This is a genomic window from Streptomyces sp. NPDC048353, assembly GCF_055587165.1.
In genome coordinates this window covers 102,442-119,271 of the sequence record NZ_JBVJGU010000004.1, presented here as the reverse complement: position 1 = coordinate 119,271, position 16,830 = coordinate 102,442, and the positions used below count along the sequence as shown (strand labels likewise).

Here is a 16,830-nt window from a genome sequence, read left to right as displayed (position 1 = left end):
AGTGAGCCGAAGGGGCGCGCGGCTGTCGAAAGGGAGGTCGCGCGCAGGTCCCGAGGTACGAGGGACCGAGCACGTCCGACTGTCGACAGCCGCACAGAGCGCCCCGGAGGCGAACCGAGCCCACAGAAAAGGGGGCGGCCTAGCGGATCGGCATGCCGGAGAGGGTGCGGGCGATGACCAGGCGCTGGATCTCGCTGGTGCCTTCGAAGATGGTGTAGATGGCGGCGTCGCGGTGCATGCGCTCGACCGGGTATTCGCGGGTGTAGCCGTTGCCGCCGAGGATCTGGATGGCTTGGCCGGTGACCTTCTTGGCGACCTCGCTGGCGTACAGCTTGGACATGGAGCCTTCGGCGGAGGTGAAGGGTTTGCCGGCGGTCGCCATCCAGGAGGCGCGCCAGACGAGCAGCCGGGCGGCGTCGATCTGGGTGCGCATGTCGGCGAGTTGGAAGGCGATGCCCTGGTTGTCGATGATCGGGCGGCCGAACTGCTCACGGGTTTTGGCGTAGTCCAGGGCGACTTCGTAGGCCGCGCGTGCGGTGCCGACGGCCATGGCGCCGACGGCGGGGCGGGAGGCTTCGAAGGTGGCCATGGCGGCGTTTTTGACTCTTTCGCCGCCACCGGCCTTGGCCTTTTCGCGGGCGCGGGCCAGGCGTTCGTCGAGCTTTTCCTTGCCGCCGAGGAGGCAGTGGCCGGGGATGCGGACGTTTTCCAGGACGACTTCGGCGGTGTGGGAGGCGCGGATGCCGTGTTTCTGGAATTTCTGGCCCTGTGAGAGGCCGGGGGTGTGGGGCGGCACGATGAAGGAGGCGTGGCCCTTGGAGCCGAGGGCGGGGTCGACGGCGGCCACCACGACGTGGACGTTGGCTATGCCGCCGTTGGTCGCCCAGGTCTTGGTGCCGTTGAGGACCCATTCGTCTTTGGCTTGGTCGTAGACGGCGCGGGTGCGCAGGGAGGCGACGTCCGAGCCGGCGTCGGGTTCGGAGGAGCAGAAGGCGGCGACTTTGACGTCGTCGGCGTCGCCGTACATCTGCGGGATCCAGGTGCCGATCTGTTCCTCGGTGCCGTTGGCGAGGACGCCGACGGCGGCGAGGCCGGTGCCGACGATGGAGAGGGCGATGCCGGCGTCGCCCCAGAAGAGCTCTTCCATCGCCATCGGGATGCCGAGTCCGGTCGGGTCGAAGAATTGCTGGGCGTAGAAGTCGAGCGAGTAGATGCCGATTTTGGCGGCTTCCTGGATGATCGGCCAGGGGGTCTCCTCACGCTCGTCCCACTCGGCGGCGGCGGGGCGCATCACGTCCTGGGCGAATCCGTGCAGCCAGTCACGGACCTGCTTCTGGTCGTCGTTGAGTTCGAGCGTGAACTCGGCCATGTTCCCTCCCAGCACTACGTTACTTGCGGTAACGGCAGTCTGTTACCGGCAAGTAGGCGCTGTCAACCTGCACAGAAGCCGTCCGGCCCGCGCCGCACGAGGCGCCGAACTGGTGTTACGTTGCGACAGCCTCACGGAATTCGCACGGGCGGGGAGACACGCTATGGAGACCACACACCGGACCACCGAACAGCAGAAGCCGGCCGACCAGCGGCGCCGTGAACTGCTGGAGGCGGCGGACCGGGTGGTGCTCCGGGACGGCCCCAAGGCCTCGATGAACGCGATCGCGGCGGAGGCCGGCATCACCAAGCCGATCCTGTACCGCCACTTCGGCGACAAGGGCGGCCTCTACCGCGCCCTGGCCACCCGGCACACGGACGCGCTGCTCGCGGCGCTGCGGGCGGCGCTCGACGCGCCGGCCGGCCGGCGCGAACGCGTGGAGGCGACCCTCGACACGTACCTCGCCTCGATCGAGGCGATGCCGCAGGTCTACCGCTTCCTCATGCACCCGGCGGAGGAGTCCCAGCAGGCCGAGCAGGGCTTCGACGTGGGGCGCCACTCGGCGCCGGTGCTGCGGCGCATGGGAGAGGAGCTGGGCCAGGTCATCGCCGAACGGATCGACCTCGGCCCCGGCGGCGAGGCGCAGGCCCGGATCTGGGGACACGGCATCGTCGGCATGATGCACGCGGCGGGCGACTGGTGGCTCGGCGAGCGCCCCTGCAGCCGGGTCGAGTTGGTGCGCTGCATGGCCGACCTGCTGTGGGGCCGGCTGGCGGAGGCGGGCGACCGCACGGGCGGCCCCGGCTTCTGACCTCGCCGGCGCCGGGCGGCGCCCGCCGGGCCCTGCTCCGGACCCGCCCCAGGGCCCACGAGCCCGGCATGATCCAAACGAAACGACCTAGCCCAGCGCCCCCACGCCCGAGCCCCACGGCTCCTTGCGGATCGCCCGCAGCAGGCGTGACCTCCGCCACCCCGTGACATGGTCGGCGTAGACCCCGCCCTCCAGGTGATCGCACTCGTGCTGGAGGCAGCGGGCGAAGAAGCCCGTCCCCTCCACGCGGACCGGGGTGCCGTCCAGCCGGACGCCCTCGACGACCGTGCGGTCGAAGCGCGGGGTCGGCGCCTCCAGGCCGGGCAGCGAGAGGCACCCCTCGGAGCCCCGGATCACGTCCCCGTCCGCCTCCACCAGCCGCGGGTTCACCAGGTGCCCCAGGTGGCGGACCTCGTCGTCGTCGGGGCAGTCGTACACGAAGACCCGCAGGCCGACGCCCACCTGGTTGGCCGCGAGCCCCACACCGTTGGCCGCGTACATCGTGGCGAACATGTCCTCCACCAGTCGGCCCAGCTCGGGGCCGAAGTCGGTGACGGGTTCGCAGGGGGCGTGCAGCACCGGATCGCCCAGCAGGCTCATGCCTCGGACGTGGCCGGAACTGCCGGGGATCGGCCGGTTTCGCATGGACGTAAGGGTACGGTCCGCTGTGACCTCGCTGTTTCGGCAAGCGTCCCGGTGGTGCCGCGGTTCGGGTCGCTGGCCTGATCTCGATAGGCTGAGCCCGGACCGACGCAAGGAGGAACAAGGAAGATGTCAGGACACCCCGGTAATCCAGAGCCGCTGTCGCCACGCGCCAAGCTGGCCGTGACGGCGGGCAAGGCCGCGGCGGCGGTGTCGCGCGCGGCGGGACGCGGCAGCGGATCGGTGATCGGCGGCAAGGTGGCGCTGAGGCTCGACCCGGACCTGCTGGGTCGGCTCGCGCAGCATCTGGACGTCGTCCTGGTGTCCGCGACCAACGGCAAGACCACCACCACCCGGCTGATCGCCGAGGCGCTGCGGGCCAGCGGTCCCGTCGTCTCCAACGCGCTGGGCGCCAACATGCCCGCCGGCATCACGTCGGCGCTGGCCGGCGGTTCGGACGCCAAGTACGGCGTCATCGAGGTCGACGAGAAGTACCTCGCCGGAGTCGCCCGGGACACCACCCCCAAGGCGATCGCGCTGCTCAACCTCTCCCGCGACCAGCTCGACCGCGCCGCGGAGACCCGGATGCTCGCCGAGAAGTGGCGCGAGGGGCTGTCCGGTACCAAGGCCGTGGTCATCGCCAACGCCGACGACCCGCTGATCGTGTGGGCCGCCTCCTCCTCCCCCAACGTCGTGTGGGTCGCCGCCGGCCAGGAGTGGAAGGACGACGCCTGGTCGTGCCCCGCCTGCGGCGGTGTGATGCAGCGTCCCGGCGACGACTGGTTCTGCGGCGAGTGCGGTTTCCGCCGCCCCGCGCCGAGCTGGGCGCTCAACGGCGACCACGTGCTCGACCCGCACGGGTCGGCCTGGCCGATCCACCTCCAGCTGCCCGGCCGCGCCAACAAGGCCAACGCCGCCACCTCGGCCGCCGTCGCCGCCGTCTTTGGCGTGCCGCCGCAGGTCGCCCTGGAGCGCATGTACCAGGTGCAGGCCGTGGCGGGCCGCTACGACGTCGTCACCTTCCAGGGCCGCGAGCTGCGGCTGCTGCTCGCCAAGAATCCGGCCGGGTGGCTCGAAACGTTTTCCCTCATCGACCAGCCGCCGACCCCGGTGATCCTCTCCGTCAACGCCCGCGGCGCCGACGGCACGGACACCTCCTGGCTGTGGGACGTGGACTACGGCCGGCTCGCCGGCCACCCGATCATGGTCATCGGCGACCGCAAGCTCGACCTCGCGGTCCGCCTGGAGGTCGCGAACGTGGACTTCCGGGTGTGCGAGACGATCGACGAGGCCGTCCAGCTGGCGCCGCCCGGACAGATCGAGCTGATCGCCAACTACACCGCGTTCCAGGACGTCCGCCGCCGCGTCGGCAACTGACCCGAAGAGGACTTGCAGCATGAGTGACAGCAGCCTGCGCCTGGTCTGGGTCTACCCGGACCTGCTCAGCACCTACGGCGACCAGGGCAACGCCCTCGTCGTCGAGCGCCGCGCACGCCAGCGCGGTCTGGACGTCCAGCGCGTCGACGTCCGCAGCGACCAGCCGGTGCCCACCTCCGGCGACATCTACCTCATCGGCGGCGGCGAGGACCGGCCGCAGCGCCTCGCGGCCGAGCGGCTGCGCCGCGACGGCGGCCTGTCCCGGGCGGCGTCGAACGGCGCGATCATCTTCTCGGTCTGCGCCGGGTACCAGATCCTGGGCCATGAGTTCATCAACGACCTCGGCGAGCGCGAGCCCGGCCTGGGGCTGATCGACGTCATCTCCACCCGCGGCGAGGGCGAGCGGTGCGTCGGCGATGTCCTCGCGGACATCGACCCCCGCCTCAACCTCCCCCAGCTCACCGGGTTCGAGAACCACCAGGGCATCACGCACCTGGGCCCGACGGCCCGCCCCTTCGCCCGGACCGTCTTCGGCAAGGGCAACGGCACGGGCGACGGCACCGAGGGCGCGTACAACGACACCGTCTTCGGTACGTACATGCACGGCCCGGTCATGGCCCGCAACCCGCAGATCGCGGACCTGCTGCTGAAGCTGGCCCTCGACGTGAACGCGCTGCCGCCCACCGACGACCGGTGGTACGAGGCGCTCCGCGCGGAGCGGATCGCCGCCGCGACGCAGCCCGCCTGACCCCCGCGCCGAGCGCACGTCTGAGCACGCCTACGCCCAAAGGATCCGTAAGTAAAGAGGCTGTCCAATCCGTGGACAGCGGGTGCGGCCCCGCCTCCCTGCACCGATAGGGTGGCGGGGATCCAACCGGACGACGTGGTCCGGATGTCGGCCCACGTTGCAAAGGTTATTTCGGGCTATGCGCATTGGTGTGCTCACCTCCGGTGGCGACTGCCCCGGTCTGAACGCCGTCATCCGTTCCGTCGTGCACCGCGCCGTCGTCGACCACGGCGACGAGGTCATCGGCTTCCACGACGGGTGGAGGGGCCTCCTGGAGGCCGACTACCGCAAGCTGGACCTCGACGCGGTGGGCGGCATCCTGGCCCGGGGCGGCACGATCCTCGGCTCCTCCCGGGTCCAGCCCGCGCACCTGGTCGACGGCGTCGAGCGCGCTCGCGGCCATGTCGCCGAGCTGGGCCTCGACGCGATCATCCCGATCGGCGGCGAGGGCACGCTGAAGGCGGCCAACCTCCTCTCCGAGGCCGGCCTGCCGATCGTCGGCGTCCCGAAGACCATCGACAACGACATCGCCTCGACCGACGTCACCTTCGGCTTCGACACCGCCGTCGGCGTGGCCACCGAGGCCCTCGACCGGCTGAAGACCACCGCCGAGTCGCACCAGCGGGTGCTGATCGTCGAGGTCATGGGCCGCCACACCGGCTGGATCGCCCTCCACTCCGGCATGGCCGCCGGCGCGCACGCCATCGTCGTGCCCGAGCGTCCCTTCGACATCGACGAGCTGACCGCCCGGGTCGGGGAGCGCTTCGAGGCGGGCAAGCGGTTCGCGATCGTGGTCGTCGCCGAGGGCGCCAAGCCGCGCGAGGGCTCGATGAGCTTCGAGGTCGGCGTCAAGGACCAGTACGGGCACGAGCGCTTCACCGGCATCGCCAACCAGCTCTCGGTCGAGCTGGAGCGCCGCCTCGGCAAGGAGGCCCGGCCGGTCATCCTCGGTCACGTCCAGCGCGGCGGCACGCCGACCGCGTACGACCGCGTCCTCGCCACCCGCTTCGGCTGGCACGCGGTGGAGGCGGCGCACCGCGGCGAGTTCGGCATGCTGACCGCGCTGCGCGGCACGGACATCCACATGGTGCCGCTGGCCCAGGCCGTGGAGACCCTCAAGACCGTCCCGGCCGACCGGTACGCCGAGGCAGAGACCGTGCTCTGAGCACCGCCCCACGCCGACGAACCGCCCCCGGTCGCATCCGCGAACGGGGGCGGTTCTAGTCTGGTGCGGACAACAAGCGCGAATCGGGCTCCAGGAGTACACAGATGGATCACAGCGGGCACGGCACCTCCATGGATCTGCCGCCGTTCACGCTGGGACGGGGGCTGGAGTTCTCCGCGGACCCGTTCTTCCTCGTCGCCTGCCTCGTGGGTCTCGCGCTGTACGGCTGGGGCGTCGCGCGGCTGCGCCGGCGCGGTGACGACTGGCCGGTGAGCCGGACGGTGTTCTTCACGGCCGGCGTGCTGAGCGTGGCCCTGATGATGTGCACCAAGCTGAACGACTACGGCATGGTCATGTTCAGCGTGCACATGGTGCAGCACATGGTCGTCTCCATGCTCTCGCCGATCCTGCTGCTGCTCGGCGCGCCGGTGACGCTGGCGCTGCGCGCGCTGCCGGTCGCGGCGCGGGGCAGCAAGGGGCCGCGCGAGCTGCTGCTGATGCTGCTGCACAGCCGCTACATGCGGATCGTCACCCACCCGGCGTTCACGATCCCGCTCTTCATCGCGAGCCTGTACGGCTTCTATTTCACGCCGATCTTCGACACGCTGATGGGGTCGAAGATCGGGCACATCACGATGATGGTGCACTTCCTCGCCGTCGGTCTGGTCTTCTTCTGGCCGATCATGGGCGTCGACCCGGGCCCGCACCGCCCCGGCTATGTGATGCGGATGCTGGAGCTCTTCGCCGGCATGCCGTTCCACGCCTTCTTCGGCATCGCCCTGATGATGGCGAGCGAGCCGATGGTCAAGGCGTACGCCGATCCGCCGGCCTCGCTGGGCATCGACGCGCTCGCCGACCAGAACGCGGCGGGCGGCATCGCGTGGGCCTTCAGCGAGATCCCGTCGGTGCTGGTGCTGATCGCGCTGGTGTACCAGTGGTACCACTCCGAGCAGCGGCAGGCCGTGCGCAAGGACCGGGCCGCCGACCGGAACGGCGACAAGGAGCTGGAGGCGTACAACGCGTACCTCGCCTCCCTGCAGACCCGCGGGCAGTAGAGGGCGCGCGGGAGTAGCGCGGGGGGCGCTTCAGGGGTCACGATGAGCAGGACGGCCCCGTCATGAGGAGGGCGGACATATGTCCGGTCCCACGAAGGCGATGAGCGTGATCACCGTCGCGGCCCTGGTGCTGACGACGGCGTACACCGTGGCGCTCGGCAGCAGTGGCTGGCTGTGGTTCTGCTGGGTGGTGCTCGGTATGGTCACGATCGGCATGGCGGCGGCGGACAGCGCCGCGCCCACGGCCCGCGGGCGCGGGCGCGGAAGGGCGAGCAGGCCGGGCCCCCAGCCCTGACCGGTGCGGCTCCGGCGTCCGGGCGAGTCCGGCCGGGGGCGTGAGCGGGTCAGCCGCGCGGGACGAGGACGATCCAGGTCCGGCCGGGTGCGAGGTTCAGCGGAGCCCCGTCGGGTGTGGTCAGCGCCGTGCCGGACGCCGCGTCCGGGCGGCTCCAGCGGGCGTCGTGGCCGCGTCCGTCGCGCAGGACGAGCGCGGAACCGCTGCCGACGGTCTCGGTGTACGGCGAGACGCTGCCCAGGAAGTCCTCGAACGTCGACGCCCGGACGTTCACCTGCTGCACCACCACGTTGGTCGCCGTGAGCGGGCCGCCGTCGGTGGTGCGCGCCGGCGTCCCGTCCATCGCCACCCGCCAGCCCTGGTCGGCGGCGGACCACGTGAAGGTGTACCGGGCGGCCGGGAAGCGCGCGGTGTGCGTGTTCACCGGCTCGCCGCCGGCCGGGGCGGGACCGAAGCGGAGGCCGATGTCCTCGGCGCGCTGGGCGTCCGGCGCCGCTTCCAGGGCCCGCTCCGGCAGCAGGTAGAGGTTGTGCGGAGCGGGCCTGTCCGCTCCGCGGACGTACGCGCCGGGGACCGTCTCCGGTGTCAGCAGGTCGAGCGGGGCGTCCCTGAGCGGCGGTTTCAGGCCGGAGTGCGAGCCGGAGTAGGCGAGGGCGGGGGCGCCGAACTGCCGGAGCAGCTCGATGTCGGACTCGCGGGCGCTGCGCACCGGCCCCACCCGGTCGGGCAGCTGTGTGGAGTAGACGGCCAGGAGGCGGGTCTGGCCGCCTTCCACCTGCTCGACGTAGACGAGGTCGGCGGCGCCGAGGCCGGTGTGCGGCCGGGCCGGGCCGACGTTGTCTATCTTCACGGCGAGGACCGGGTCGTCGGGCCGGGCGGGCAGTCCGGTGAAGGGCGAGCGGCCGTCCGGGGAGGTGGCGGGCGTCCGGGAGGGGGCGGGCTCGGAGGGGCCGGAATCGGCGCAGCCGTACAACCCGGCGGTCATCACCGCGCACAGGACGGCGGTGACGGCTGCGCCGGGACGTATGCGTCGGCGCGTGGCTGCCATCGGTGCATCACTCCGTCTCCAGTGTGGACCACGATGGCGCGAGTCGTTACAAATGAGCGTTGCCACTACGAAACGGGGCCGCCGGTGTTCTATCACGTACTGAAGTACGTTCTGCTGGGTCCGCTGCTGCGGCTGGCCTTCCGGCCCCGCATCGAGGGGCTGGAACACGTCCCGGAGGAGGGCGCGGCGATCATCGCCGGCAACCACCTGTCGTTCTCCGATCACTTTCTGATGCCGGTCGTGCTCAAACGCCGGATCACGTTCCTCGCCAAGCAGGAGTACTTCACCGGGCCGGGGATCAAGGGGCGGCTGACGGCGGCGTTCTTCCGCAGCGCCGGTCAGATCCCGGTCGACCGGTCCGGCAAGCAGGCCGGGCAGGCGGCGATCCGCGAGGGGCTCGGGGTGCTGTCCAAGGGCGAGCTGCTGGGGATCTATCCCGAGGGGACGCGTTCGCATGACGGCCGGCTCTACAAGGGCAAGGTCGGGGTCGCGGTGATGGCGATCACCGCCGGGGTGCCGGTGGTGCCGTGCGCCATGGTGGGCACCTTCGAGATCCAGCCGCCCGGCAAGGTCGTGCCGAAGGTCAAGCGGGTCACCATCCGCTTCGGGGCGCCGATGGACTTCTCCCGCTATGCCGGGATGGAGGGCGAGAAGGCCGCGATCCGTGCTGTCACCGACGAGATCATGTACGAGATCCTGGCGCTCTCCGGCCAGGAGTACGTGGACGACTACGCGGCCGCGGTGAAGGCGGCGGAGGAGGAGAAGAACGCACGGCCGGCGCGGAAGTTCCCCCGCCGAGGACGCTGAGGGCGGATCCGCGCACGGCGAAAGACGCTGGGACGGCGGTCGTTCCCGCCGTAGCGTCGCCGCCATGACGACGAAGAACGCGTTGGTGGTCGGAGCGACGGGACAGGTGGGACGAGCGGCCGTGCGGGCGCTCGTCGCGGACGGCTGGGAGGTGACGGCGGCCTCGCGCGGCGGCGGCCGGGACGAGAGGTGGCCGGCGGAGGTCCGGTCGGTGGCGTTCGACCGGGACGAGGAGGGGGCGCTCGCCTCGGCGCTCGGCGACGGCGTGGACGTGCTGGTGGACGTCGTCGCCTACGACCGCGGCCACGGGCGGCAGTTGCGGGGGCTCGCCGGCCGGATCGGCTCGGCGGTGGTGATCTCCAGCGGCGCCGTCTACGAGGACGAGGAGGGGCGCAGTTTCGACACCCAGGACGAGCCGGGCGGTTTCCCCGTCTATCCGCTGCCGATTCCCGAGAGCTGTGCGACGGTCGCGCCGGCCGACCACTCGTACAGCTCGCGGAAGGTGGCGCTGGAGCGGGAGTTGCTCGCGGCGGGCGGGGAGCTGCCGACGACGCTGCTGCGGGCGGGCGCCGTCCACGGGATGTACTGCCCGGGGCCGCGGGAGCTGTGGTTCGTGAAGCGGGCGGCGGACGGGCGGCCGGTGCGGATCCTGTCGTACGACGGCTCCTCGCGGTTCCATCCGGTGCACGTGGACAATCTCGCCGAGCTGATCCGGCTGGCGGCGGCGCGGCCGGGCAGCCGGGTGCTCAACGCCGCGGATCCGCAGGCCCCGACGGTGGCGGAGATCGGTGCCGCGATCGATGCGGTGATGGGGGCCGAGAGCGAGACGGTGTGCTTCGACGGGCCGCCGGAGGGCACGGTCGGGCTCACGCCGTGGACCGGGGGCGGGCAGCCGATCGTGTTCGACATGACGGCGGCGGAGCGGGAGTTGGGGTACCGCCCGGTGGTGTCGTACGCGGATTCGCTGCCGGCGACGGTCGGGTGGCTGGCCGACCGGGTGGCGGGCCGGGACTGGCGGGAGACGTTCCCTGGTCTGGCGAAGTACCAGGTGGACTGGTTCGACTACGCGGCGGAGGACGCCTGGCTCGCCGCCCGGGCATGAGCGAGGGGCGGCCGCGCCGGCGGCCGCCCCTCCCCCGTCACGGAGCGGCCGAAGCCACTCCTCAGGGCTGGGGCGTGGCGTGCGGGGCGCAGGTCACGTCCGCCCGGTCCAGCGCTCCGGTCAGCAGATAGGCCTCGACCCGGGTGTTGAGGCAGGGGTTGACCAGGTTGGTGATGCCGTGGGAGCCGGCGTCCTTCTCGGTGATCAGCCGGGAGCCCTTGAACCGCTTGTGCAGCGAGACCGCCCCGGCGTACGGGGTGGCGGCGTCGCGCTCGGCCTGCGTGATGAGGACCGGCGGCAGACCCTTGCCGGTACGGACCTCGGTGGGGCGCTGGCGGGGGCCGGACCAGGTGGCGCAGGGCAGGTTCATCCAGGCGTTGGACCAGGTCATGAACGGGTACTTCGCGTGCAGGCGGGTGTTGTCGCGGTCCCAGGTCCGCCAGCTGGTCGGCCAGGGGGCGTCGGCGCACTCGACGGCGGTGTAGACGGCGTTGCCGTTCTCGGCGGCGATGTTGCCGGCCGTGTCGGTGAGGTCCGCGGCGGCCGCGTCGATCAGCGGCTGCGGGTCTCCGGCGGCGTAGGCGCTCCACGCCTCGGCGACCGGGGCCCACATGGAGTCGTAGTAGGGCGCGTTCTGGAAGAAGCCGATGAGTTCGGCCGGGCCGACCTTCCCGCCGAGGGGGTTCTTCTTGGCGGCGGCGCGCAGGGTGTTCCACTGCCCGCGGACCTCGGTATAGGTGTCCCCGAGGTGGTAGGTGGCGTCGTGGCGGGCGACCCAGGTCATCCAGTCGACGAGCCGGCCTTCGAAGGCGACGTCCTGGTCGAGGTTGACCTGGTACCAGATCTTCCGGGTGGAGGGGTCGACGACGCTGTCGAGGACCATGCGGCGGACGTGGGTCGGGAAGAGGGTGCCGTAGACCGCGCCCAGGTAAGTGCCGTAGGAGACGCCGACGAAGTTCAGCTTCCGCTCGCCGAGCGCGGCGCGGATGACGTCGAGGTCGCGGGCGGTGTTGCGGGTGTGGAGGTGGGGCAGCAGGTCGCCGCTCCTCTCCGCGCAGCCGGCGGCGTACTCCGCGGCGAGCTTGCGCTGTGCCCGCTTGTCGGCCTCGCTGTCCGGGACCGGGTCGGGCTTGGGTCCCTTGACGAACTCGGTCGGGTCGACGCAGGAGATGGGGGCGGAGCGGCCGACGCCACGGGGGTCGAAGCCGACGAAGTCGTACGCCTTGGCCGCGCCCGCCCAGATGGCGCTCTTGGTGGTGACGCGGCGCGGGAAGCGCAGACCGGAGCCGCCGGGGCCGCCGGGGTTGTAGAGGAGCGCGCCCTGGCGCTCGGCGGCGGTGCCGGTGGCGCCGATGCGGTCGACGGCGAGCTTGATCTGCTTGCCGTACGGCTTGGCGTAGTCGACCGGGACGGCGACCCAGCCGCAGGTGATGGGCTTCTCCAAGCCCCAGTCTGCGGGGCAGTCCTGCCAGTCGATGCCCCGTTTCGCGGCCCGGTCGGCGGCGACGGCGACGCCGTGGGCCTCCGGGGACGGCCGGTGCGCGGCGGGGCGGCCGGTGTCGGCGGCGGCCGCCGGGGCGGCGAGCGCGCCCGCCATGAGCGTGCCGGCTATGAGCGTGCCGGCGGAGACGAGCGCGGTGGCGCTTCTCACGTGGTCTCTCCCCCTGTGGGTGGTGGTCTGTCCGGAGATCCTTTCGTCAGGGGGGCGCGCGACGAAAGGGCGTACTGCGGATTCTTTGCCGAACGCATAACCGGTGGCCGGGTTCCGCCGGGCGGTGCCGGCGGGTCCCTGTCGGTCAGAGCGGGGCGAGGGCGCGGAGGACGTCGTCCAGGGTGCGGCGCAGCCGGAGCGCGTCGGGGGCGACGGCGGTGACCAGGGCGGCGGGGCCGGCGAGCGGGGCGAGGACCGCGTGGTCGGCGAGCAGGCGCGTACGGACCGGGTCGTCCGCGAACGCGGGGTCGACGACGAGGAGTTGTCCGGTGGCCCGGTGGCCGGCGAGGACCGCTCCCCCGTCCCATCCGCCGGGGGCGCCGGGGCCGTACGCCAGCTCCTGGTCCAGCAGGGGGCGCCCGGCGATCCGGACGGCGAGGCGGGTGGTGAGCGTGCCGGGCTCCTCTCCGTGGCGGCCGAGGATCTGCTCCTCGCGGAGCACCAGGCGTGCGGTGGCGGCGAGTTCGACGGTCGTGCGCATCGTCAGGTCGGAGCCGGCGGCGGAGATCAGCTGCTCGGGGAGCCAGTGCAGCACGGCCCCTTCCCCGACGCTGATCCGCACGTCGTACGAGGCGGGTTCGGCGGTCCGGCCGGGGAGCGCCACGGTCGCGGCGGCCGAGTCGACCAGGAGCCGGGCACCGTCGCGGACGTCGACCTCGATCGCCAGCCGGTCGCCGCCGAGCGGGGCGCTCATCGCGCCGACGACGGTGACCCTGGCGTGGGTGCCGGCGGCGCGGGTGCGGCGCAGGGCGAAGGGGCCGTGGCTCTCCAGGAGCGGCAGACGGCCCCCCGCCTCGGCGACGATCCGGGCGGTGGAGCGCAGGCTCATGCGGCCCGCGCTGTCCACGCGTCGAGCCGCTCGCGCACCCAGTCGGCCACCGGGGCGACGCCCTCGGGGCCGGTGAGCGAGGTGAAGGCGACGGGCAGGTCGCCACGCTGCTCCTTGGCGTCGCGGGCCATACGGGCCAGGTCGGAGCCGACGTAGGGGGCGAGGTCGGTCTTGTTGACGACGAGCAGGTCGGCGGTGGTGACACCGGGTCCGCCCTTGCGCGGGATGTCGTCGCCGCCCGCCACGTCGATCACGAAGATCTGGGCGTCGACGAGGCCCTTGGAGAAGGTGGCGGTGAGGTTGTCGCCGCCGGATTCGACGAGGATGAGGTCGAGGGGGCCGACGGTGTCCTCCAGCTCCTCGACGGCTTCGAGGTTGGCGGAGATGTCGTCGCGGATGGCGGTGTGCGGGCAGGCGCCGGTCTCGACGGCCTGGATGCGCTCCGGGGGCAGGACCGCGTGGCGCAGCAGGAACTCGGCGTCCTCGCGGGTGTAGATGTCGTTGGTGACGACGGCGATGGAGAGCCGGTCGCGCAGGGCGCGGCAGAGCGCGGCGACGGTGGCGGTCTTGCCGGAGCCGACGGGGCCGCCGAGTCCGACGCGCAGGGCGCGCCGGGTCCCGTCGGGGCGGCGGGCGTCGGCGGAGACGGCGGAGGGGCCGGCGTGCGAGTGGTCGAGGTGCATGGTTCTCCCGGTGTGAGGAAGCGGTCGTCAGGAGGCGAAGAGGCGGACGGGCCAGGCGGCGTGCTGTTCGGCGGTGATGTCGAGCAGCGGCGCGGAGGCGGCGGGCAGGGCGTCGGGGCCTTCGTGGGCGGCGGCCACGGCCCGCTCGGCGACCCGGTCCAGGTCGGGGGCGAGGCGGGCGAGGACGGCGGTGGCCTGGAAGGGGTCGAGGCCGAGGAGGCGTACGACGGCGGTGGCGGGGCCGCTGACCGTCTCGTACGCGACGCAGTGCGCGGCGTCCTCGGGGCCGAGGCCGGCGGCGCGGGCGGTGGTGCCGAGGACGACGGGCTGGTGGGCGCCGCGTGGGAACGCGGCGGCCAGCGCGTCGAGTTCGGCGCAGGGCCAGGTGGCGCGTGCCGCCCGCATCATCTGCCGGCCGAGCTTGCGGGCGGCGGCCCGGAGCGCGGGCGAGGGGGTGCGGGCGTCGGCGGCGGCGTCGAGGGCGTGCGGGTCGTGTCCGAGCGCGGCCGCGGCGGCGAGGGCCGCCGCGGTGAGGCCGGTGGTGTGCAGCCGGCCTCGGCAGAACGCGGCGAGGCCGGCGGCGTCGGTGATCCGGCCGGCCTTGACGGCGGCCTCGGCGCCGCCGGAGTGGGCGTGCCCGCCGGCGGGGAAGCGCCCGTCGGCGAGCACGAGGAGTGCGGAGCGGTTCATCGGTTCTCGTGACTCGTCAGAAGAGGAAGTAGCGCTGGGCCATGGGGAGTTCGGCGGTGGACGCGGGTTCGACCGGCTCTCCGTCGATGGTGACCGTGAAGGTGTCGGCGTCGACCTCGACGCGGGGCAGGGCGTCGTTCTCCCGCATGTCGGCCTTGGTGACCCGGCGGGTGCTGCCGATGGGGACGAACTCCTTGTGGACGCCGAGCCGTCGGGGCAGGTCGTCCTCGAGGGCGGCGGGTGCGGCGAAGTTGACCGATCCGGCGGCGGCCGCCTTGCCGAGCGCGCCGAACATCGGGCGGGGCAGGATCGGCTGGGGGGTGGGGATGGAGGCGTTGGCGTCGCCCATCTGCGCGTACGCGATCTGGCCGCCCTTGAGGACCGTCTGGGGCTTCACGCCGAAGAACGCGGGGTCCCAGAGGACGAGGTCGGCGAGTTTGCCGGTCTCGACCGAGCCGATGAGGTGGTCCATGCCCTGGGCGACGGCGGGATTGATCGTGTACTTGGCGACATAGCGACGGACCCGGTGGTTGTCGGCGCGGCCGTCGCCGGGCAGGGCGCCGCGACGCTTCTTCATCACGTGCGCGGTCTGCCAGGTGCGCAGGACGACCTCTCCGATGCGGCCCATGGCCTGGGAGTCGGAGGAGATGATCGAGATGGCGCCGAGGTCGTGCAGCACGTCCTCGGCGGCGATGGTGGAGGGCCGGATGCGGGACTCGGCGAAGGCGAGGTCCTCGGGGACGGCGGGGTTGAGGTGGTGGCAGACCATCAGCATGTCGAGGTGTTCCTCGACGGTGTTGAGGGTGTGGGGCCGGGTGGGGTTGGTGGAACTGGGCAGGACGTACGGCTCGGAGACGACGCTGATGATGTCGGGCGCGTGGCCGCCGCCCGCGCCCTCGGTGTGGTACGCGTGGATGGTGCGGCCCGCGATGGCGGCGAGCGTGTCGCCGACGAAGCCGGCTTCGTTCAGGGTGTCGGTGTGGATGGCGAGCTGGGCGCCGGTCTCGTCGCAGACGCTCAGACAGGCATCGATGACGGCCGGGGTCGCCCCCCAGTCCTCGTGGATCTTGAACCCGAGCGCTCCGCCGCGGAGTTGGGAGTGCATGGCCTCCCGCGACATGGTGTTGCCCTTGCCGAGCAGTCCGATGTTGACCGGGAAGGTGTCGAGCGCCTCGAACATCCGGGCGAGGTGCCAGGGGCCGGGGGTGATGGTGGTGGCCTTGGTCCCCTCGGCCGGGCCCGTGCCGCCGCCGACGAGGGTCGTGATGCCGGAGGAGAGCGCCTGGTCGACGAGGGTGGGCGAGATGAAGTGGACGTGGGCGTCGACGGCGCCGGCCGTGAGGATCTTCCCGTTGCCGGCGATGATCTCGGTCTCGGGGCCGATGACGAGATCGGGGTGGACCCCGTCCATGGTGTCGGGGTTGCCGGCCTTGCCGATGCCGGTGATCCGGCCGTCGCGGATGCCGATGTCGGCCTTGACCACGCCCCAGTGGTCGATGACGACCGCGCCGGTGATGACGGTGTCGGGCGCGCCTTCGGCGCGGGTGGTCCGGGCCTGCCCCATCGACTCGCGGATGACCTTGCCGCCGCCGAACACGGCTTCGTCGCCCGCGCGGCCCGGGCCTCCGGAGCGGTCCTCCTCGATCTCGACCAGCAGGTCGGTGTCGGCGAGCCGGATCCGGTCGCCGGTGGTGGGGCCGAACAGGTCGGCGTAGACGGCGCGGTGGAGCTCAGGCATGGTCGGCGCCCTTCGGGTCGAGCGGGCCGGCCGTCTCGCCGCGCAGCCCGGGGACGACCCGGCGGCCCGCGAGCGGGACGAGTTCGACCTCGACGGGGATGCCGGGCTCGAAGCGCACGGCGGTGCCGGCGGCGATGTGGAGCCGCTGTCCGCGCGCGGCGGCGCGGTCGAAGTCGAGGCCGGGGTTGGCCTCGGCGAAGTGGTAGTGGGAACCGACCTGGACGGGCCGGTCGGCGGCGTTGAGGACGGTGAGGCGGGTGACGGGGCGCCCTGCGTTGAGGACGACTGCCCCCTCCGCGTACAGGATCTCTCCGGGGGTCATCGGCGGCGCTCCCCGGTCACACGATCGGGTCGTGGACGGTGACGAGTTTGGTGCCGTCCGGGAAGGTGGCCTCGACCTGGACGTCGTGGATCATCTCCGGGATGCCGGCCATCACGTCGTCGCGGGTGAGCACCTTCCGTCCGGAAGCCATGAGTTCGGCGACCGTTCGGCCGTCGCGCGCGCCTTCAAGGAGGTGCGAGGTGATCAGGGCGACCGCTTCGGGGTGGTTGAGTCTCACTCCGCGCGCTCTGCGCTTCTCGGCCACGTCCGCCGCCACATGGATGAGCAGTCGTTCCTGTTCGTGCGGGGTCAGTTGCACGCTTCCACCTCACAGTCGTCCACCGGGCGGTTCCCTCCCGGACAGCAGCGGACCTTACCGATCTTCAACACTCTGTTGAG

18 protein-coding genes are annotated in these 16,830 nt (G+C 72.3%); 8 read left to right on the top strand and 10 right to left on the bottom strand.

Features of this window, described 5'->3' with window-relative positions; genetic code table 11:
• Nucleotides 1-139 precede the first annotated feature (139 nt).
• Entirely contained in the window at nt 140-1,369 is a 1,230-nt protein-coding gene (locus ACZ6RC_RS15815; RefSeq protein ID WP_453619505.1) for an acyl-CoA dehydrogenase family protein, read from the bottom strand.
• A gap of 163 nt (nt 1,370-1,532) precedes the next feature.
• Here ACZ6RC_RS15815 and ACZ6RC_RS15810 point away from each other — a divergent pair, with 163 nt between their 5' ends.
• Nucleotides 1,533-2,180, top strand: coding sequence for a TetR/AcrR family transcriptional regulator (locus ACZ6RC_RS15810; RefSeq protein WP_391138228.1), 648 nt, complete (start codon nt 1,533-1,535; stop codon nt 2,178-2,180).
• An 87-nt stretch (nt 2,181-2,267) separates the two neighbouring features.
• On the opposite strand, the gene def is transcribed toward ACZ6RC_RS15810, so the two are convergent.
• Nucleotides 2,268-2,825 carry a peptide deformylase gene (gene def, locus ACZ6RC_RS15805; RefSeq protein ID WP_469583112.1) on the bottom strand — a complete coding sequence of 186 codons (558 nt, stop codon included), beginning with the start codon at nt 2,823-2,825 and terminating at the stop codon, nt 2,268-2,270.
• A gap of 126 nt (nt 2,826-2,951) precedes the next feature.
• Here def and ACZ6RC_RS15800 point away from each other — a divergent pair, with 126 nt between their 5' ends.
• The 5 genes from ACZ6RC_RS15800 (at nt 2,952) to ACZ6RC_RS15780 (ending at nt 7,501) form a co-directional block, all read left to right on the top strand.
• A complete protein-coding gene (locus ACZ6RC_RS15800; protein WP_391138234.1) occupies nt 2,952-4,199 on the top strand; it encodes a Mur ligase family protein in 1,248 nt (415 codons plus the stop codon).
• Between the two features lie 19 nt (nt 4,200-4,218).
• Nucleotides 4,219-4,947 (top strand): type 1 glutamine amidotransferase, encoded by a 729-nt coding sequence (locus ACZ6RC_RS15795; protein ID WP_391138237.1) that lies wholly within the window; start codon nt 4,219-4,221, stop codon nt 4,945-4,947.
• A 178-nt stretch (nt 4,948-5,125) separates the two neighbouring features.
• Nucleotides 5,126-6,151 (top strand): 6-phosphofructokinase, encoded by a 1,026-nt coding sequence (locus ACZ6RC_RS15790; protein WP_391138240.1) that lies wholly within the window; start codon nt 5,126-5,128, stop codon nt 6,149-6,151.
• 104 nt (nt 6,152-6,255) lie between these two features.
• Nucleotides 6,256-7,206 carry a cytochrome c oxidase assembly protein gene (locus ACZ6RC_RS15785; RefSeq protein ID WP_453619502.1) on the top strand — a complete coding sequence of 317 codons (951 nt, stop codon included), beginning with the start codon at nt 6,256-6,258 and terminating at the stop codon, nt 7,204-7,206.
• Nucleotides 7,207-7,285: 79 nt separating this feature from the next.
• On the top strand, nt 7,286-7,501 hold the full coding sequence (locus ACZ6RC_RS15780) for a hypothetical protein (protein ID WP_453619545.1): 216 nt from the start codon (nt 7,286-7,288) through the stop codon (nt 7,499-7,501).
• A 49-nt stretch (nt 7,502-7,550) separates the two neighbouring features.
• Here the strand turns inward: ACZ6RC_RS15780 and ACZ6RC_RS15775 are convergent, their stop codons facing one another.
• Complete coding sequence (locus ACZ6RC_RS15775; RefSeq protein WP_391138246.1) at nt 7,551-8,549, bottom strand: DUF3048 domain-containing protein; 999 nt, start codon at nt 8,547-8,549, stop codon at nt 7,551-7,553.
• A gap of 84 nt (nt 8,550-8,633) precedes the next feature.
• Here ACZ6RC_RS15775 and ACZ6RC_RS15770 point away from each other — a divergent pair, with 84 nt between their 5' ends.
• Together ACZ6RC_RS15770 and ACZ6RC_RS15765 are read left to right on the top strand one after the other, a co-directional pair.
• Nucleotides 8,634-9,356 carry a lysophospholipid acyltransferase family protein gene (locus ACZ6RC_RS15770; RefSeq protein WP_391138249.1) on the top strand — a complete coding sequence of 241 codons (723 nt, stop codon included), beginning with the start codon at nt 8,634-8,636 and terminating at the stop codon, nt 9,354-9,356.
• A 64-nt stretch (nt 9,357-9,420) separates the two neighbouring features.
• Nucleotides 9,421-10,458, top strand: a complete 1,038-nt coding sequence (locus ACZ6RC_RS15765) for an NAD-dependent epimerase/dehydratase family protein (RefSeq protein WP_469583104.1) — start codon at nt 9,421-9,423, stop codon at nt 10,456-10,458.
• Between the two features lie 61 nt (nt 10,459-10,519).
• On the opposite strand, the gene ACZ6RC_RS15760 is transcribed toward ACZ6RC_RS15765, so the two are convergent.
• The 7 genes from ACZ6RC_RS15760 to ACZ6RC_RS15730 all read right to left on the bottom strand — a co-directional run bounded on the left by ACZ6RC_RS15760 (nt 10,520) and on the right by ACZ6RC_RS15730 (nt 16,750).
• Complete coding sequence (locus ACZ6RC_RS15760; protein WP_469584301.1) at nt 10,520-12,055, bottom strand: alpha/beta hydrolase; 1,536 nt, start codon at nt 12,053-12,055, stop codon at nt 10,520-10,522.
• Between the two features lie 199 nt (nt 12,056-12,254).
• Nucleotides 12,255-12,998 carry an urease accessory protein UreD gene (locus tag ACZ6RC_RS15755; protein WP_469583102.1) on the bottom strand — a complete coding sequence of 248 codons (744 nt, stop codon included), beginning with the start codon at nt 12,996-12,998 and terminating at the stop codon, nt 12,255-12,257.
• The gene (gene ureG, locus ACZ6RC_RS15750) at nt 12,995-13,681 is read right to left on the bottom strand and encodes an urease accessory protein UreG (protein WP_469583099.1); all 687 of its coding nucleotides are present in this window, start codon (nt 13,679-13,681) and stop codon (nt 12,995-12,997) included. Before ureG ends, ACZ6RC_RS15755 begins: the two co-directional genes overlap by 4 nt.
• A gap of 27 nt (nt 13,682-13,708) precedes the next feature.
• A complete protein-coding gene (locus tag ACZ6RC_RS15745) occupies nt 13,709-14,371 on the bottom strand; it encodes an urease accessory protein UreF (protein WP_469583096.1) in 663 nt (220 codons plus the stop codon).
• A gap of 16 nt (nt 14,372-14,387) precedes the next feature.
• Nucleotides 14,388-16,109 carry an urease subunit alpha gene (locus tag ACZ6RC_RS15740; RefSeq protein ID WP_469583093.1) on the bottom strand — a complete coding sequence of 574 codons (1,722 nt, stop codon included), beginning with the start codon at nt 16,107-16,109 and terminating at the stop codon, nt 14,388-14,390.
• Nucleotides 16,102-16,431 carry an urease subunit beta gene (locus tag ACZ6RC_RS15735; protein ID WP_469583090.1) on the bottom strand — a complete coding sequence of 110 codons (330 nt, stop codon included), beginning with the start codon at nt 16,429-16,431 and terminating at the stop codon, nt 16,102-16,104. The genes ACZ6RC_RS15740 and ACZ6RC_RS15735 overlap by 8 nt, the downstream gene beginning before the upstream one ends.
• A gap of 16 nt (nt 16,432-16,447) precedes the next feature.
• Entirely contained in the window at nt 16,448-16,750 is a 303-nt protein-coding gene (locus tag ACZ6RC_RS15730; protein ID WP_391138270.1) for an urease subunit gamma, read from the bottom strand.
• Nucleotides 16,751-16,830 lie beyond the last annotated feature (80 nt).

What these genes read in the sequence shown, in the direction of transcription:
- ACZ6RC_RS15735 (WP_469583090.1), bottom strand. Translation starts at nt 16,431, where the DNA reads ATGACCCCCGGAGAGATCCTGTACGCGGAGGGGGCAGTCGTCCTCAAC.
- ACZ6RC_RS15795 (WP_391138237.1), top strand. Translation starts at nt 4,219, where the DNA reads ATGAGTGACAGCAGCCTGCGCCTGGTCTGGGTCTACCCGGACCTGCTC.
- ACZ6RC_RS15810 (WP_391138228.1), top strand. Translation starts at nt 1,533, where the DNA reads ATGGAGACCACACACCGGACCACCGAACAGCAGAAGCCGGCCGACCAG.
- ACZ6RC_RS15760 (WP_469584301.1), bottom strand. Translation starts at nt 12,055, where the DNA reads ATGGCGGGCGCGCTCGCCGCCCCGGCGGCCGCCGCCGACACCGGCCGC.
- ACZ6RC_RS15755 (WP_469583102.1), bottom strand. Translation starts at nt 12,998, where the DNA reads ATGAGCCTGCGCTCCACCGCCCGGATCGTCGCCGAGGCGGGGGGCCGT.
- ACZ6RC_RS15785 (WP_453619502.1), top strand. Translation starts at nt 6,256, where the DNA reads ATGGATCACAGCGGGCACGGCACCTCCATGGATCTGCCGCCGTTCACG.
- ACZ6RC_RS15800 (WP_391138234.1), top strand. Translation starts at nt 2,952, where the DNA reads ATGTCAGGACACCCCGGTAATCCAGAGCCGCTGTCGCCACGCGCCAAG.
- ACZ6RC_RS15815 (WP_453619505.1), bottom strand. Translation starts at nt 1,369, where the DNA reads ATGGCCGAGTTCACGCTCGAACTCAACGACGACCAGAAGCAGGTCCGT.
- ACZ6RC_RS15790 (WP_391138240.1), top strand. Translation starts at nt 5,126, where the DNA reads ATGCGCATTGGTGTGCTCACCTCCGGTGGCGACTGCCCCGGTCTGAAC.
- def (WP_469583112.1), bottom strand. Translation starts at nt 2,825, where the DNA reads ATGCGAAACCGGCCGATCCCCGGCAGTTCCGGCCACGTCCGAGGCATG.
- ureG (WP_469583099.1), bottom strand. Translation starts at nt 13,681, where the DNA reads ATGCACCTCGACCACTCGCACGCCGGCCCCTCCGCCGTCTCCGCCGAC.
- ACZ6RC_RS15765 (WP_469583104.1), top strand. Translation starts at nt 9,421, where the DNA reads ATGACGACGAAGAACGCGTTGGTGGTCGGAGCGACGGGACAGGTGGGA.
- ACZ6RC_RS15775 (WP_391138246.1), bottom strand. Translation starts at nt 8,549, where the DNA reads ATGGCAGCCACGCGCCGACGCATACGTCCCGGCGCAGCCGTCACCGCC.
- ACZ6RC_RS15740 (WP_469583093.1), bottom strand. Translation starts at nt 16,109, where the DNA reads ATGCCTGAGCTCCACCGCGCCGTCTACGCCGACCTGTTCGGCCCCACC.
- ACZ6RC_RS15780 (WP_453619545.1), top strand. Translation starts at nt 7,286, where the DNA reads ATGTCCGGTCCCACGAAGGCGATGAGCGTGATCACCGTCGCGGCCCTG.
- ACZ6RC_RS15745 (WP_469583096.1), bottom strand. Translation starts at nt 14,371, where the DNA reads ATGAACCGCTCCGCACTCCTCGTGCTCGCCGACGGGCGCTTCCCCGCC.